Source organism: Collinsella aerofaciens ATCC 25986 (assembly GCF_964237925.1).
Lineage (GTDB): Bacteria > Actinomycetota > Coriobacteriia > Coriobacteriales > Coriobacteriaceae > Collinsella > Collinsella aerofaciens_BJ.
This window is the reverse complement of the sequence record NZ_CAXSKI010000006.1, coordinates 64125-79423: the sequence shown is the minus strand read 5'-3', so window position 1 is coordinate 79423 and position 15299 is coordinate 64125. Positions and strand designations below refer to the sequence as shown.

The window sequence follows — 15299 nt, the reverse complement described above, 5'->3', positions numbered from 1 at the left end:
CGGCCTTCGCCATACACGACTCAACCAGTCGTTATTTCTTATTGCGCATCTGCGCTTCCATCTGGCGCAGCAGGTCCATATCGGACTTGAGGCCGCCCGTACCCAGGCCGCCCATGCCGCCCAGACCCATAGCGTCCAGGCCAGGGATATTGGGCATGCGCATCTTCTTGCCCTTCTTGCCCTTTTTGCCCTTCTTGCCGCCGGCCTGAGCCTGATTGGCCATCGTGCGCATGCGGCCCATCATCTTGTTCATCTCGCCCCACTGCTTCATAAGGCTATTGACCTCGGTGGGAGTCACGCCGGCGCCCTTGGCAATGCGGGCACGGCGCTGGCCGTTAATGATGGAAGGACGCAGACGCTCCTCCTTGGTCATCGACATGATGATGGCCTCGTTCTTGTCGAAGATGCCCTCGTCCAGGTTGCCGCCCATCTGGTTGAGCGCACGCTGGCCGCCGGGGAGCATGCCCAGGATGCCCTTCATGCCGCCCATCTTCTTGACGGCCTTCATCTGGTCGAGCATGTCATTCATGGTGAAGCCCTCGCGCAGCATGCGCTCGGCGGCCTCGAGCTGCTCGGCATCGGCGGCCTCCTGGGCCTTCTCGATAATTCCGACAACGTCGCCCATACCCAGAATGCGCTTGGCCATACGATCGGGGTAGAACGGCTCAAGCGAATCGGGTTTCTCGCCCATGCTCACGAACTTGATGGGCTTGCCGGTCACCTGGCGCACGGAAAGCGCGCCGCCGCCACGAGCGTCGCCATCGAGCTTGGAGATGATCACGCCGTCAAAGTCGGTGCGCTCGGCGAAGGTCGAGACGACGTTGACGATATCCTGGCCGGTCATGGCATCGACGACCATCAGCACCTGATCGGGCTTGACAGCCTTCTTGATATCCACGGCCTCCTGCATCATCTGCTCGTCGATCTGCAGACGACCGGCGGTATCGACGATGACCACATCGCGCAGGTGGTCGACGGCCTCCTGGATGGCACCCTTGGCAATGTCGACCGGGTGCGCGCCGTCACCGCGGAAGACTGGCACGCCGATCTCGCCACCGAGCGTGGCCAGCTGGTCGGCAGCGGCGGGACGGTAGACGTCGCACGCGGCGAGCAACGGCGAGCGACCCTGCTTCTTGAGCAGGTAGGCCAGCTTTACGGCAGCCGTGGTCTTACCGGAGCCCTGCAGGCCCACGAGCATGATGACATTGGGAATACGGTTGCTAAAGACGAGCTTGCTCTCGGTGGAGCCGAGCATCTCGGTAAGCTCGTCGAGCACGATCTTGACGACGTTTTGCGCCGGAGAGAGCGACTCCATGACCTCTGCGGTCATGCAGCGCTCCTTAGTCTTGGCGACGAACTCCTTGACAACCTTAAAGTTAACGTCGGCCTCGAGCAGCGCCATGCGAATATCGCGCATGGCCGAAGTAATATCGGCCTCGGTCAGCTTGCCCTTGCCGCGCAGGCGGTCAAATGTGTCGTTGAGGCGATCGCTCAGGGAATCAAACACTAGTCACTCCTTAATTGGACTCGCCCACCAGGGCGCGGCAGAAATCTTTGGCATTGAACTCCTGCAGGTCATCGACCTGCTCGCCCACGCCGATGCGCAGGATCGGGAGCTTGAGCTTCTCGGCCACGGCCATGGCGATGCCGCCCTTAGCCGTGCCGTCGAGCTTAGTCATGATAATACCGTCCAGGCCCAGCGCCTCGTTAAACTCGAGCGCCTGGTTCAGACCGTTTTGGCCCGTCGCGGCGTCGATCACAAGCACGACCGAAACCGGCATGGGACCGGCGGCCATATTGGCGGCGCGCTTACGGGTCACATTGACCACCTTGGCAAGCTCGCGCATGAGCTCAGGGCTCGTGTGTAGACGGCCGGCGGTATCGATAAGCACCAGGTCGCTGCCGCGCTTGTCGGCCTCGTCGAGCACGTCGTAGCAAACACTTGCCGGGTCGGAGCCGCGGTCGCGCTTGATGACGGGGACGCCAGCGCGCTGGCCCCACACATCAAGCTGCTCGATGGCGGCGGCGCGGAAGGTGTCGGCCGAACCGATCACCACGTTCTTGCCGCGGGCAGCCATGGCGCTCGCGATCTTACCGACCGTCGTGGTCTTGCCGGCACCGTTAATGCCCACAAACAGCACGCAGCTCGGCGTATCGGAGAACGGATCTCGCTCGATGGGCACAAAGTGCTGCTCAAGCTGCTCGGCCAGGGCGCGGCGAAGCTGCGGAGCGGTCTTGAGGTTCTTCTTGGCCGCGGCATCGCGCAGGTCATCGGAGACCTTGATAGCGACCTCGGCGCCCATGTCACCCATTACGAGGGTGTCCTCCAGGTCCTCCCAAAAATCCTCGTCGACCTCACCGCCAAAGTAGAAGACCTCGTTGAGGGCCTCGCGGCTGCGCTCAAGTCCGCGCGAGAGAGCATCGAAGAATCCCATTATGCATTCACGACCTTTCCGGTTTCGCGATCGAGTTTTTGCGAGACGACGCGACTGACGCCGTCGGCTTGCATCGAGACGCCATAGAGGACGTCAGCGTCCTCCATAGTACGGCGCTGATGCGAGATAACCAAGAGCTGCGTATCGGAACGCAGCACATCGAGGGCTCCGATGAGCTTGGACAGGTTAGCGTCATCAAGCGCCGCCTCGACCTCGTCCAGCACATAGAACGGAACCGTACGTGTGCGGTACACGGCAAAAAGCAGGGCGAGCGCCGTCAGACTCTTCTCGCCGCCCGACATGAGCATCATCTTGGTGATGCGCTTGCCGCGCGGCTGCGCCACGACCTCGATACCCGTCTCGGCAGGATGCTCGGGATCGGTCATCTCCAGATGAGCCTGGCCGCCCGGGAAGAGCATAGCGAAGATCTCGCGGAAGTTCGCGTCGACCTTCTCAAACGTCACCAGGAAGGCCTTCCGCATCTTGCGATCAATGGCCACCGTGATCTTGGTGAGCGCCTTGCGCGCGCTCTCCAGATCGGCCAGCTGTTCCTCGATGTAGTCGGCGCGGCGCTTGAGCTGCTCGTACTCCTCCATGGCAACTTGGTTAACGGGACCAAGGTTGTTGATCTGGCGCACAAGCTGGTTGAGTTCGCGCTCGGCGGCATCGCGGTCCGTGGGCGCCGGAAGCATGAGCGCTTCCTCGAGCACCGTCGTGCCATCGGCGGTAATGGCCTTGATGGCAGCCTCGACCTGCACCTCGAGCTTGCCACGCGCGACCTTGAACTCGTTTTGCGCGGCGGAGGCGGTATCGACTCGCTCCTTAGCGCGGGCAACCTCTGCCTTGGCATCCTCGATGGTCTTCTTGAGCGAAGCGGAGTCCGCCTCCTCCAGAGAGGCCTGGTCACGCAGGCGCGCTGCCCAATCCGACGCGCGTTCCAACAGGGCAGAATAGCGTTCGTGCATGGGGTCGACGCGCAGGCGCAGCAGCTCGAGCGAGCGCGAAGCCTGGCGTGTTCCGCGGATACGACGGTCGATGCCCTCAAGACGATGCTCAAGGTCGGGCACGCGGCCCTTCAGCGAACGCAGGCGCTCGCTCGTCTGGGCCAGGCGCACCTTGGCATCGGCGAGCTTACCGGCGGCCTCGGAATCGTCACGGCGAACGCGATCGAGCTCATCGTTGGCCTCGGCAATCTGGAGACCCAGGTCGCTTGCCTGTGCACGCGCCTCGTCACGCGAACGGGTGAGCTCGTCAACGCGCGGGCGCGCGGCACGAACGGCCTCGGCAGCCTGCTCGCGGCGCTTGGAGATGCGCACGCGCTCGACCTCGGCATTGTTGGCGCTTTGCTCCAAGCGGCCGATCTCGGAGAGCAGCGAGCGGCGCTCGCCCTCAAGACGGGCGATCTCACCGGCGGCATCGCCCTCGGCGGCACGGGCCTCCTCGACGGCAACGTTGGCCTCGACGACTTGGTCCGAAGCATGCTCAAAGATGGCAGCCAGATCGGGTTCCAGGCCCTCGAGCTCACGGATGCGGCGCTTGCGCTCCAAGGCACCCAAAGCCTCGCCGGCATCAAGCCCCACGCGCACCAGGCCGCCGCAGGCGACGCGGGCGCCATCGGGGGTCACGTAAGTCACGCCTTCAACGACCGGCGCCGACAGCGCGGCAGCAAGATCGTCAACGACGTAATAGCCGCCGAGCAGCGCCTCGACGACGGGACCGTAGCCTGCGCGCACGGACAGACGATCAACCAGACGGGTACCGGAGGCGCCCTCAGCGGCGGTAGAGCCGCTCACGCCGCGCGCCACCAGCAGTGCCTCGCCCGAGGCCTTCTTTTGGTCCAGAGCCGCACGACCGGCACGCTCAAGCGTGGCGGCGTCATCAAACAGCAGCGCATCGATATCGCCGGCGAGCAATTGCTCAACCAGGCCCTCAAGCTCGCGCGGGGCCTCCAGCACGTCGCCCAGACGACCCAAGACATCGTCGCCCAGCGCACCCACCAGACGGCTCACGAGCGGCGAGCTGTCGGCCATGCGGGCATCGAGTTTCTTTTGGCTGGCAAGCTCCGAGCGCACCTCGGATAACTTGTTGCGTGCCTCGCTCTCACGGGCACGCAGGTCCTTCAGGGCCGCGCGTGCCGTCTCGGTGGCCTCACGCGCATCGACCTGAGCCTGGCGCGCTTCCTCAAGAGCGCCCTCAAGCTCCTCGGCGCGGTCGCGACGGCTCTCGAGCGAAGCCATGACCTCCTCGAGCTGCTCGTCGATCTGCTCCAGGCGCGAGGCATACATGTTGTCCTCGACCTCGGCATTGCTCAGCGAGTCCTTCACCTTGGCGAGCTCGAGCGCGGCGTTGTCGGCCACGCGCTGCACATCGCGTTGCTCACGCGTAAGCTGCGAAATCTGATTGTCGAGCGCCACGCGCCGCTCGTGGAGCTCTGCGGCGGCAGGACCAGCGGCGTCAACGTCCTCCTGGGCCTGCATGTGCGCGCCGGTCACTTCCTCAAGCTGCGCACGCGCGTCCTCGAGCTCCTCGACCACGCGACGACGCTGATGCTCGGAGCTCGAAATCTGCCCGCGCATGTCAGACAGGCGCGACACCATGTTGTGACCCTTTTCCTCGAGCAGGCGCATGTCGGAGTTAATACGGCCGACCACATCTTGCATATGGCGGCGCTGCTCGCCCAAGTCGCCCACAAACAGGCCCTTTTCCTCAAGCATAACCTGGAGCTTCTCGAGCTCGCGCTCTTTCTCACCCAGGCGGTACTGCGCAAGCTCCAGCTCGGCAGCACCTTCCTTGGAGCGGCTCTCCAGGTCGTTCCACTGCGACTGCAGCGAACGAAGCTCATCGACAGCCAGCATCTGCGTAAGCTCGTTCGCGCGCGAGGACAGCTCTTTGTACTTGCGCGCGCGATCGACCTGACGCTCCAGCGGTCGCAGCTGACGGGCGATTTCCTTATTGATGTCGCGGGCACGCATCAGGTGCTCGTCCATCGACTTAATCTTTTTGAGCGCTCGCTCCTTGCGGCGCTTGTGCTTGGAAATGCCGGCGGCCTCCTCGATGAGGGCGCGACGCTCCTCGGGGCGGCTCTGCAAAATGGCGTCGAGCTTGCCCTGGCTGATGATGGAATGCGTATCCTTGCCCAGGCCCGAATCGTGCAGGATGTCCTGAATGTCCATCAGGCGGCACGGACTCGAGTTGATGAGGTACTCGCTTTCGCCCGAGCGATACATGCGACGGGTGATGGCGACCTCGTCAAAGTCGACGGGCAACATATGGTCCGAGTTATCGAGCACCAGCGTGACCTCGGCGACACCCACCGGCTTGCGCGCCGACGAGCCCGAGAAGATGACATCCTCCATGGCCTGGCCGCGCAGCTGCTTGGCGCTCTGCTCGCCCAGGACCCACAGAATCGAGTCAGAGATGTTCGATTTTCCCGAGCCGTTTGGACCGACGATGACGGTCAGGCCCGGCTCAAACGTCATATGGGCGCGGTCGGCAAACGACTTGAACCCCTTGAGCGTAAGGGACTTGAGATACACGGTTCCTCGCTTACACGTGCTTCTTGTTCAGAATCACGCCGTTGGTGGTGTAACCCATGCGGTCGAGCGCTTCAAGCGCGGCAGCTCCCTCGGCTTCCTTCTTTGAGGAGCCGGAGCCGCGACCCTGGCGAATACCATCGATCAAAACCACAGCGGTAAAGGTGGGCGCATGCGCCGGGCCCTCGGAGCCAACGAGCTTGTACGCCGGGGGCTCGTGACCGTCGGCTTGCACGCACTCCTGCAAAAACGACTTGGGGTTCGCAGGATGCTCGGCACGCTCGGAAGCCAAATGCGGCTTAAGCGTACGGTGAATGAACTCCGCCGCAACGTCCCAGCCGGCATCCAGGTACAGCGCGCCCACGAGCGACTCATAGACGTTCTCGAGGGCCGAATGCAGGCCGCGCGCACCGGTACCGGTCTCGGAGGCACCAAAGATAATGATGTCGTCGATGCCCAACTCGTGAGAAACCTCGGATAGCGTGGCGCCCGAGACGAGCGACACCTTCAAGCGAGTGAGCTTGCCCTCGTCAAACTCGGGATAGGACTCAAACAGGGAGCGTGCGACCACAGCGCCCAAAATGGAATCGCCCAAGAACTCAAGGCGCTCATAGCTGGCAGAAACCGGCTGGCCCTCGACTGCCGAGGGATGCGTAAGGGCCGCGCGCAGCAGCACCTTATTGTTGAACTCGTGGCCCAGGATTTCCTGGGCGCGCGTAAGTCGTTCGGATAAAGCCAAGACTTAGGCCTCCTTGGCAGCTTCGATAGCGTCGACGGCGTCGGCGACAGAGTTGAGCGAGAGCAGGGTCTCGTCATCGATCTCGAGGTTGAACTCGTCCTCGATAGCCGTAACCAGCTGCAGGCGCTCGAGCGAGTTGGCATCGAGGTCGTCAAAGGTGGTCTCCTCGCTAATTTCGGCAACATCGACGCCCAGAACGTCAGCAGCGACCTCGGCGATCTTGTCGAAGATTTCGGAGCGGTCCATAGCGCTTCCTCTCATAGTACATGAATACCAAAAGAATGGTACCGCCCGGGCGGTACCAAGACACGGTTCTGATTCTACCCCACGACGTGCGCCGCGAAGCACATAACAGCGCTCTAACTCGCTCTTACAAAACGATACTGTCCATAGAGTTGGCGACATTCTCGACCAGCCCGGCGCGCACGGCTTCGGCCGCCGCGAGCGTACCGTTTTTGACAGCCTCGACCGAGGTGGCGCCATGGCCGATCAGGACCACGCCGCGCAGGCCCAGAAGAATCGCGCCGCCCTTGGCGTCGCCAGAGAGCTTGGCCTTAATCTCGCGCATCTGCTTTTTGATGAGCAGCGCGGCGATCTTGGTGCCGAGCGAGGCCATAAAGGCGCCCTTGAGCTCCTGCAGCAAAAACTTGGCAGCGCCCTCGGTAGCTTTGAGAGCGATATTACCCGACATGCCATCGGCAACGACGACATCGAAGTTACCTGAGGTGAGGTCGGTGCCCTCGCAGTTACCAACAAAGCCGGGAACGGCGGCCTTCATAGCAGGGAAACAGGCCTTGGTAAAGTTGGAGCCCTTCTCATCCTCGGTGCCATTGGCAAGCAGGCCCACGCGAGGATGCTCGATGCCCAGGACGACGCGGGCATAGGCGCTACCCATCTGGGCAAAACGCACCATGTCATCGACCTCCACATCGGGGTTGGCACCCATGTCGCACAGCACCGTCAGACCGCCGGCGCGATTGGGCAGCGCATTGGTCAGACAGGGACGCACCGGCTGCTTCTTGCCTTCGGCCTGATACCTAAACGGCGTCACATAGGCGGTGGCGGCGGCGGTCATGGCACCGGTGGAGCCGGCGGAGAAGAACGCATCCGCGTTGCCCTTCTTAATGGCGCGGCAAGAAAGCACGATCGACGACTTACGCTTGGTCATCACGGCGCGAATGGGATCGTCATCCATGGCGATAACGTCAGGCGCCTCAAGGGCCTCAACACGTGCATGGGAAGCTGCAAAGGGATTGACGATTTCGGCGGGACCAGCTGCCAAGACCTCGATATCGGGATCGGCGGCAAGTGCAGCCTCAATACCGTCGAGGACAACCTGCGGCTTCTCGTCTCCACCCACAACGTCTACACAAACGCGAACGTTACTCATATACATGCTCCTTATACAAAAATGGCCGACTCAATGAGCCGGCCATTGTGGTTCCAGTTGGAACGGCATCGTATCCAGAGTATACCGTTACTCGGTAACGATAACCTCGCGGTCCTTGTAGAAACCGCAGCTAGGGCACACGTGGTGCGGGAGCTTGACAGCACCGCAACGGGGGCACGTGGACTGAGCCGCAGCCGAGATCTTCATGTTGGCGGAACGGCGGGTGTGAGTGCGGATACGACCCTGCTTTTGTTTAGGTACGGGCATAGTGACCTTCCTTATGAACTATCCAGTGTGGCGATTACGCGCAAGTAGCGATACTACCACAGTTTTACTCGTCAAGCTTGAGATTCTTCAATGCTGCAAATGGATTTTCCGTGGCTTCGGCCCATTCGGCCTCGGCTTGGGCAGCACAATCGCATTGCTCCACGTTGAGATTGGCGCCGCAAACGGGACAAAGACCGCGGCAATCGGGCTTGCAGAGCACAACAAACGGCGTGTCCATGACAACGGCGTCGTTGATGGGCTCGCCCAGATCGACGACGCGATCCTCGCCCAAGAGCTCATAGCCGTCTTCGTAGGCCTCGGGGTCCTCGGGCTCATGGAAGAGATAGAACTCCTCGATCTCGCCGGCAATGTCAAACGAGGCAGGCTCCAGGCAACGGTCGCACTCGCCGGTGGCGTGCGCGCGAACCATGCCGGTAAGCAGAACACCGGTGCCGGCATTGGTAAAGACCACGTCATAGTCGATACCGTCCTGCAGCTGGTACTCTTTCTCGCCCACCGTGTAGGCAGCGACATCGACCTTACCGGTCAGCGGATACGAGTCTCCGGGAAACTCGAGCTGCTCGGAAAGATCGACGGTAACGCTCGGGAACTCAGCCATTACCACTGACCATTCTGCTGGGCGGCGCCCTCATTGAGCTGCTGGCGGCAACGGGTGACGGTGCCGGTCAGACTCTTGAGGTTCTCCTCCAGGTGCGTAAAGACCTGCTCGGCGTAATCCTCGGCAGCATAGCGCGTCTCGCGCTCATACTGCTGGGCACGGTCGCGGATATCGTCGGCCTGCTGCTGCGCAAGGCGAACAATTTCCTGCTCACCGGCAATAGTGAGGGCCTGCTGCTGAGCGTCGGCGATGATGGAATCGGCCTGAGCGGCGGCGGAAGCCATAAGCTCCTCGCGCTCTTTGAGGATACGGCGGGACTTCTGCCATTCCTCGGGATAGCTCATGCGGATCTCATCGAGGATGTTAAAGAAGACGTCGGCATCGATGACCTTCATCTGGGCGTTCTTGCCGAACGGCGTCTTAGCCTCTTGGATGAGCCCCTCGAGCTCGTCGACAAGGCTCACGATCCTGTCGCCAGGAAAATTCTCGCCCGGCATCCGGTCTCCTTTCATAGGTAACATATCATCGTGCTAGTTTACCACATGCCACCTGGCAATAAAAAACGTCACGAAAAGCGATGTTTAAGCGCCTCGACCACATTAGCCGGCACAAACGTCGAAACATCACTACCGAGCGAGGCGATCTGGCGTACAACCGAGCTCGAGATGTAGCCATACTGCGGAGCACTCATGACAAAGATGGACTCCAGCTCGTTATCCAAGCGGTAGTTGAGGTCGGCTTGCTGCAGCTCATACTCAAAGTCGGTCATGGCGCGTAGGCCCTTGACCACGGCACCGGCACCCTGCTCGCGAGCAAAGTCGACGAGCAGTCCGGTAAAGGGCAGGACCTCGACGCCATCGATATCACCGAGTGCCTCACGGGCCAGCGCCACGCGTTCATCGAGCGTAAACGTGGTGCCCACGCCGTTTTTGCCCTGCGACTCGGCAACGGCCACGATCACACTGGGAAAAATGCGGCGGGCGCGGCGGATGACGTCGATATGGCCAAACGTGATGGGATCGAAGGTACCCGGAACGATGACGCGGTTAATGGTGTCACTCATGGGCATCCTCCTGAAACGTCGTGCCGTCGCTGTCATCGGCATCGGTGGCGATGTCGTCATCCTCGCCCTCGCCGACCCAACGGAGCAGATCGACCGAGGTGATGCCATAGCGTTTCTCACGCACGGTTACAAAGCCGGCAGGATGTGCACCCGCGTCGGCGGCAGCATGCTCAAACAGAGCATAGGCGCCCGGGGTGAGCAGACCCTGCTGGGCCAGGTTCTGCAGCAGCTCATCGACCGGCTTGGCACCAAAAGCATAGGGCGGGTCGAGCAAGACCAGATCGAAGGGGCCGCCCGGCACGCGGCCGCGCGAAGCGCTCGCAAGGACATCGCCCGTCACCACACGCCAACGCGCGCGATCGCGACAGAGCGACTCGATATTCTTGGTTATGAGCCTCGCGGCATTGCGATCGATCTCGAACGTCGTGAGCGAACGGGCGCCCCGCGAGAGCATCTCGATGCCTAGGGCACCGGAGCCGCCAAAGGCATCCAGTACGCGAACCTCGTCCAAATCAAAGCCGAAGGCCGATAGGACCATGGATGCACACGCCTCGCGCACGCGGTCGGTCGTCGGACGCGTAACATCGCGACCGCGCGGTTCTTCGATCTTGCGACCGCGCCATTCACCGCCGATGATTCTCATCCTCCGCTGACCTCCTTAAAAATATGTCGATATCGCTTGGCGACCGCATCGCGCAGGGGACGCGTCGCCACAGAGTCAAGATTACTAGCATACCGCAAGAGCTCGACCGCGTCCAAATGCGCCCACTCGATGAGCTCCTCATCGGCATCAAGGTCGACAAAACGCAGGGTCACGCCACCATGCTGACGGTAACCCAAGATTTCGCCCTCGTGGCGAAGTCGCAGGTCCATCTGTGCAAGCGTAAAGCCATCTGCGGTCTTCTCGAGCGACTGCAGGCGATCTTGTGCCGCCGATGTACCGCCGTTGCCCTTGGAGTGCGTCATGACCAGGCATGTGCCCGCCACGGTACCACGGCCCACACGTCCACGAAGCTGATGCAGGGCGGCCAAACCAAAGCGCTCACCGTTCTCGATGACCATCACGGTGGCATTGGGCACGTCGACGCCCACCTCGACCACGGTGGTCGAGACGAGCACGTCAATCTCGCCGCGTTTAAAGGCGTCGATCACGCGATCCTTCTCCCCCGCCCGCATGCGGCCGTGGAGGCGCTCGACAGTAAGACCCGGCAGCGCCAGGCGCAGGCGGTCGAGCTCGGTTGCCGTATCGTGCAGCGGCACGGGGACGGTCACGCGGCCCTCGTCGTCACGGGCGATACCGGGCACATCCTCGAGCTCGTCGGCCGAGTCACTCGGCTCCACAAGCGGACAGATCACGTAGGCCTGCTGGCCCTTCTCGTGTGCCTCACGGATGGCACCATAGGCCAGGTCGCGGCTCGACTCGGTAAGGACGCGCGTCGTCACGCCGGCACCCGGGACGGGACGATGGCGAATGATGCTCGTGTCCAGGTCGCCGTAGACCGAGAGCGCCAGCGTGCGCGGGATGGGCGTCGCCGTCATGACGAGCAGGTCCGCGCCGGGACCCTTCGCGCGCAAGGCATTGCGCTGGCCCACGCCAAAGCGGTGTTGTTCGTCGATGACCACGAGCGACAAGTGCTTAAAATTCACGTCTTCGGAAAGCACGGCATGCGTACCAAAGAGCACGTCAAGCTCGCCCGATTCCAACTGCGAATGGATGAGCTCGCGCTCCGCCGCCGGCGTGGCGCCCGTCAGGAGCGCCCAAGACATGCCGGCCTGAGAGAGCAAAGGGCCGGTCTTATCGGCATACTGACGAGCCAGCACGCCCGTAGGCGCCATGACGCAGGCCTGGGTGCCGCTATCGACGGCTACGGCCAACGCACAGGCGGCAACGGCCGTCTTGCCGGTACCGACATCGCCCAGCAGCAGACGGTTCATGACGCGCGTATCATCGCACATATCGTGCAAAATATCCTGGAATGCGGCCTCCTGCTCGTCGCTCAGCGAAAACAGCAGGGCCTGCCTAAGAGCAACAAGGTGCTCACCCGCGGTGTGGGCGTAGGGAACCACCTCGACCAAGCCGCCGTCATTGCGCAGACGAAGCGCGAGCTGCAGGTACAGGCATTCCTCATAGGCCAAACGGCGGCGCGCAATGTCGCGCTCGGCCATACTCGAGGGAAAGTGAATCGAACGAAGCGCACGGGCATTGCTCATGAGCTTGCGCTTTGCGCGCAGCGGTGCCGGGATGGGATCAAAGGGATTGCCGACGAGCTCAAGAGCACCGCTCACAATGCGACGCATCCATGCCTGGCTTACGCCATCACTTACGTAGTGGACCGGCAAAATGGTACCCGCGGCACGACCATCCTCAAGCTTTTCAAAATGCGGCGAGGCCATCTGCTTAAAGCCGTAGGCAAACTCGACCTTACCCATCACGGCCAGACGGTCACCCCGCTTAAGCTGCTGGGCAATCCAGGGCTGGCGGAAAAAGGCGACCTGCAGCACACCCGTGTCATCCACGAGCGATACCTCGGTCACCTGCATGCGCGGACGAGGCTGCTTTTGAACAATGCGGTCGACCGTGGCAACGATGGTGCACACGGTCCCGATGGGCGCCATCTCGATGGACCATGAGCGGGTAAAGTCCAGATATCGATGCGGGATATGGAGAAGGAGGTCCCCCACCGTCCGGATTCCCAGACGGCGAAGGGCCTCCTCACGTTTACCCGAAACATATTTGAGTCGCGCGATATCCTCGCCGAGCGCATTGCTCTGGGCAAAGCGCTCCGAGACGCGCGGCACGGAGCATAGCTCGGACATGCTCAGATGCCTACTCGATCGAGAAGATCACGGGATAGAGCGGCTGCTCGCCACGATGGGCATCAATCTCCAAGTCGGGCTGAGCCTCCTCGATGGCGTCGACGATCTCCTGGAAGGCCTCGTCGGACAGCTCCTCGCCGGCCAGAATCGTCAGCGCGTCGCCTTCCTCTTCCTCCTGCATACGGTTGATGCAGTCGAGGGTGACCTGTTTCACATCGGAGCCGACCACGTCGATGGAACCGGCGATGATGCCCATGACGTCACCGGAGTGAATCGGAGAGCCGTCCGAGGCGCTGGAATCGCGCACGGCGCGGGTGACCTCGCCATCGCGGACCTCGCTGATGGCGTCGACCATGGCGGCGACGGCGTCCTCGAGCTCGGAATCGGGCAGGACGGCGAACAGCGCGGAGAACGCCTGGGGAACGGTCTTGGTGGGAACGACGGCGACCTTCTTATCGGTGCAGGCAGAGGCAGCGGCCTCGGCAGCCATGCGGATGTTGCCGTTGTTGGGCAGGATGATGACCGAGGTCGCGTTGACCTGGTCGACGGCGCCCAGCAGATCGGCGGTCGAGGGGTTCATGGTCTGGCCACCCGAGACGATCACGTCAACGCCGAGGGACTTGAGGATGTCGGCCTCGCCCGAACCGGCGGCAACGGCGACAAAGCCCAGCGCCTTGGCGGGCTCGGCGGCCTTTTCCTGATCCTCGTGGATCTTGGCGGTACGGTCGTGGGCCTCCATCTCCATGTTGTGGATAAAGACCTCATAGATCTGACCGAGCTGCAGCATGTGCTCGAGCACCAGGTTGGGGGTGTTGGAGTGCACATGGATCTTGTAGTCGGGATAGGCGCCCACGAGAAGCTCGCAGTCGCCCATGGAACCCAGGAACTTAAGGCACTCGTCCTCGTCAAACGGGGCGTCGGCCTTAAACAGGAACTCGTTGCAGTAGCGGAACTCCGAGCCCTCCCAATCGTCGTTGGCCTCGATCTCAACGCGACCAAGGGCCGCGTCGCGGGCAGAGACAGCGGAATCAAACGTGGCGGAGAAATCCTCGACAACGGTGCTGCGGCCAAGTGCTGCAGCCACAAAGTTCTCAAGGAAGATGGCGAAGCCAAAGGCGCCGGAGTCGACCACGCCGTTCTCCTTCAGAACGGGCAGCAGGTCGGGCGTGCGGGCGACGGACTGGTACGCCTCGACGACGATAGCATCGAGCGCATCCTCGGCCGAGAACTTCTTCTTCTCGCACTCATCGGCCTTGGTCGAGACATCGCGCAGGACCGTGAGGATCGTGCCCTCGATGGGCTTGCGGACAGCCTGGAAGGCAACCTTGACGGCACGACGGAAGGCGAAGGCAATGTTGGCGGACGTAATAGGCTCGTCGGCAGAGACAAGACCCTCGGCCACGCCGCGCAGAATCTGCGAGGTGATGACTCCGGAGTTACCGCGGGCACCCATCAGGGAGCCGTGGGTGATGGCGCCGGCGATGGCCTCCATATCGGCATCGGCGGGAAGGGCGGAAAGCTCCTTGGTCACCGAGGCGAGCGTGAGCGACATGTTGGTGCCGGTGTCGCCGTCGGGTACGGGGAAGACGTTGAGCTTGTTGATCTCCTCGGCCTTGTCGGAAACGGCAGCCGCAGCGATCGGAAAACAGGTGCGAATGGTCTTTGCAATCATGGGTATTTGAATCTCCGTTTTCGGATGCTAGTTCAGACGGCTCTTGAGCGCGTCGATATGGATGCCGATCTTAAGGCTGGCGGGATCGATCTGGGCGATCTCCTGCAGGGTAAAGGCAACGGAGCTCGAAAGATTGTGGCAGACGGACTTCATGTTGACGCCGTTCTCGAGCACGACGTGAAGATCGACCGTAAGGCCGTTCTCGTCGGCGGAGACAAGCACGCCCTTGCGGAGGCGCTGACCGGCAAGCAGGCGCACGCTCTCGGCGCCCTGGAGCTGTTCGGCCATACCGACGACGCCATAGCACGTCATCGCGGCATAACCGGCAATATCGGCAATAACGTCGTTCGAGACGCTCAGGCTGCCGTTAATGGTCTCAGACACAAGAATCTCCTTATCTGGTGCTCGCGGCACCATCTCGTGGGAGCAATCATTGGAATATTCTACAACGACCGCGCCATGTTGAGGTGGCGGGCCTCGGGATTACATCCTCGACACGAAATGTTGATACGGTAACGTTCGCGAACAGCGATCGCGGCATGAAAAAACCCGCCGCATAAGCGACGGGTTTTACAACCTGGCTCCCCGGGTAGGACTCGAACCTACAACAGCGCGGTTAACAGCCGCGTGCTCTACCATTGAGCTACCGAGGAATTTAAAGCCCAACAGAAAGGGCTGAAAAATTCTGGCTCCCCGGGTAGGACTCGAACCTACAACAGCGCGGTTAACAGCCGCGTGCTCTACCATTGAGCTACCGAGGAATA

14 protein-coding genes and 2 tRNA genes are annotated in these 15299 nt (G+C 61.9%); all 16 read right to left on the bottom strand.

Going from position 1 to position 15299, the window contains the following annotated elements:
• Positions 1 to 31: 31 nt before the first annotated feature.
• The 16 genes from ffh to ACESWY_RS04195 all read right to left on the bottom strand — a co-directional run bounded on the left by ffh (position 32) and on the right by ACESWY_RS04195 (position 15296).
• A complete protein-coding gene (gene ffh, locus ACESWY_RS04270; protein WP_373093161.1) occupies positions 32 to 1507 on the bottom strand; it encodes a signal recognition particle protein in 1476 nt (491 codons plus the stop codon).
• Between the two features lie 10 nt (positions 1508 to 1517).
• Positions 1518 to 2435 (bottom strand): signal recognition particle-docking protein FtsY, encoded by a 918-nt coding sequence (gene ftsY, locus ACESWY_RS04265; protein WP_055286404.1) that lies wholly within the window; start codon positions 2433 to 2435, stop codon positions 1518 to 1520.
• Positions 2435 to 5971: a chromosome segregation protein SMC gene (smc, locus tag ACESWY_RS04260; RefSeq protein WP_373093162.1), complete on the bottom strand. Its 3537-nt coding sequence runs from the start codon at positions 5969 to 5971 to the stop codon at positions 2435 to 2437. The genes ftsY and smc overlap by 1 nt, the downstream gene beginning before the upstream one ends.
• Positions 5972 to 5981: 10 nt before the next feature.
• Complete coding sequence (rnc, locus tag ACESWY_RS04255) at positions 5982 to 6707, bottom strand: ribonuclease III (protein WP_055286400.1); 726 nt, start codon at positions 6705 to 6707, stop codon at positions 5982 to 5984.
• Between the two features lie 3 nt (positions 6708 to 6710).
• The gene (locus ACESWY_RS04250) at positions 6711 to 6953 is read right to left on the bottom strand and encodes an acyl carrier protein (RefSeq protein WP_055286398.1); all 243 of its coding nucleotides are present in this window, start codon (positions 6951 to 6953) and stop codon (positions 6711 to 6713) included.
• A 124-nt stretch (positions 6954 to 7077) separates the two neighbouring features.
• Complete coding sequence (gene plsX, locus ACESWY_RS04245; protein ID WP_138374831.1) at positions 7078 to 8097, bottom strand: phosphate acyltransferase PlsX; 1020 nt, start codon at positions 8095 to 8097, stop codon at positions 7078 to 7080.
• 87 nt (positions 8098 to 8184) lie between these two features.
• On the bottom strand, positions 8185 to 8364 hold the full coding sequence (gene rpmF / locus ACESWY_RS04240; protein ID WP_022094017.1) for a 50S ribosomal protein L32: 180 nt from the start codon (positions 8362 to 8364) through the stop codon (positions 8185 to 8187).
• Between the two features lie 64 nt (positions 8365 to 8428).
• Entirely contained in the window at positions 8429 to 8983 is a 555-nt protein-coding gene (locus ACESWY_RS04235) for a YceD family protein (protein WP_138374830.1), read from the bottom strand.
• On the bottom strand, positions 8983 to 9480 hold the full coding sequence (locus tag ACESWY_RS04230; RefSeq protein ID WP_138374829.1) for an ATP synthase subunit B family protein: 498 nt from the start codon (positions 9478 to 9480) through the stop codon (positions 8983 to 8985). Before ACESWY_RS04230 ends, ACESWY_RS04235 begins: the two co-directional genes overlap by 1 nt.
• A gap of 68 nt (positions 9481 to 9548) precedes the next feature.
• Positions 9549 to 10046, bottom strand: coding sequence for a pantetheine-phosphate adenylyltransferase (gene coaD, locus ACESWY_RS04225; RefSeq protein ID WP_138374828.1), 498 nt, complete (start codon positions 10044 to 10046; stop codon positions 9549 to 9551).
• Positions 10039 to 10689, bottom strand: coding sequence for a 16S rRNA (guanine(966)-N(2))-methyltransferase RsmD (gene rsmD, locus ACESWY_RS04220; RefSeq protein ID WP_138374827.1), 651 nt, complete (start codon positions 10687 to 10689; stop codon positions 10039 to 10041). Before rsmD ends, coaD begins: the two co-directional genes overlap by 8 nt.
• The gene (locus ACESWY_RS04215; RefSeq protein WP_195245811.1) at positions 10686 to 12863 is read right to left on the bottom strand and encodes an ATP-dependent DNA helicase RecG; all 2178 of its coding nucleotides are present in this window, start codon (positions 12861 to 12863) and stop codon (positions 10686 to 10688) included. The genes rsmD and ACESWY_RS04215 overlap by 4 nt, the downstream gene beginning before the upstream one ends.
• A 10-nt stretch (positions 12864 to 12873) precedes the next feature.
• The gene (gene fakA / locus ACESWY_RS04210; protein WP_161161449.1) at positions 12874 to 14535 is read right to left on the bottom strand and encodes a DAK2 domain-containing protein; all 1662 of its coding nucleotides are present in this window, start codon (positions 14533 to 14535) and stop codon (positions 12874 to 12876) included.
• Positions 14536 to 14562: 27 nt separating this feature from the next.
• A complete protein-coding gene (locus tag ACESWY_RS04205) occupies positions 14563 to 14952 on the bottom strand; it encodes an Asp23/Gls24 family envelope stress response protein (protein WP_187361832.1) in 390 nt (129 codons plus the stop codon).
• 161 nt (positions 14953 to 15113) lie between these two features.
• A tRNA-Asn gene (locus ACESWY_RS04200) sits at positions 15114 to 15188 on the bottom strand.
• 33 nt (positions 15189 to 15221) lie between these two features.
• Positions 15222 to 15296, bottom strand: a tRNA-Asn gene (locus tag ACESWY_RS04195).
• Between the last annotated feature and the right edge of the window lie 3 nt (positions 15297 to 15299).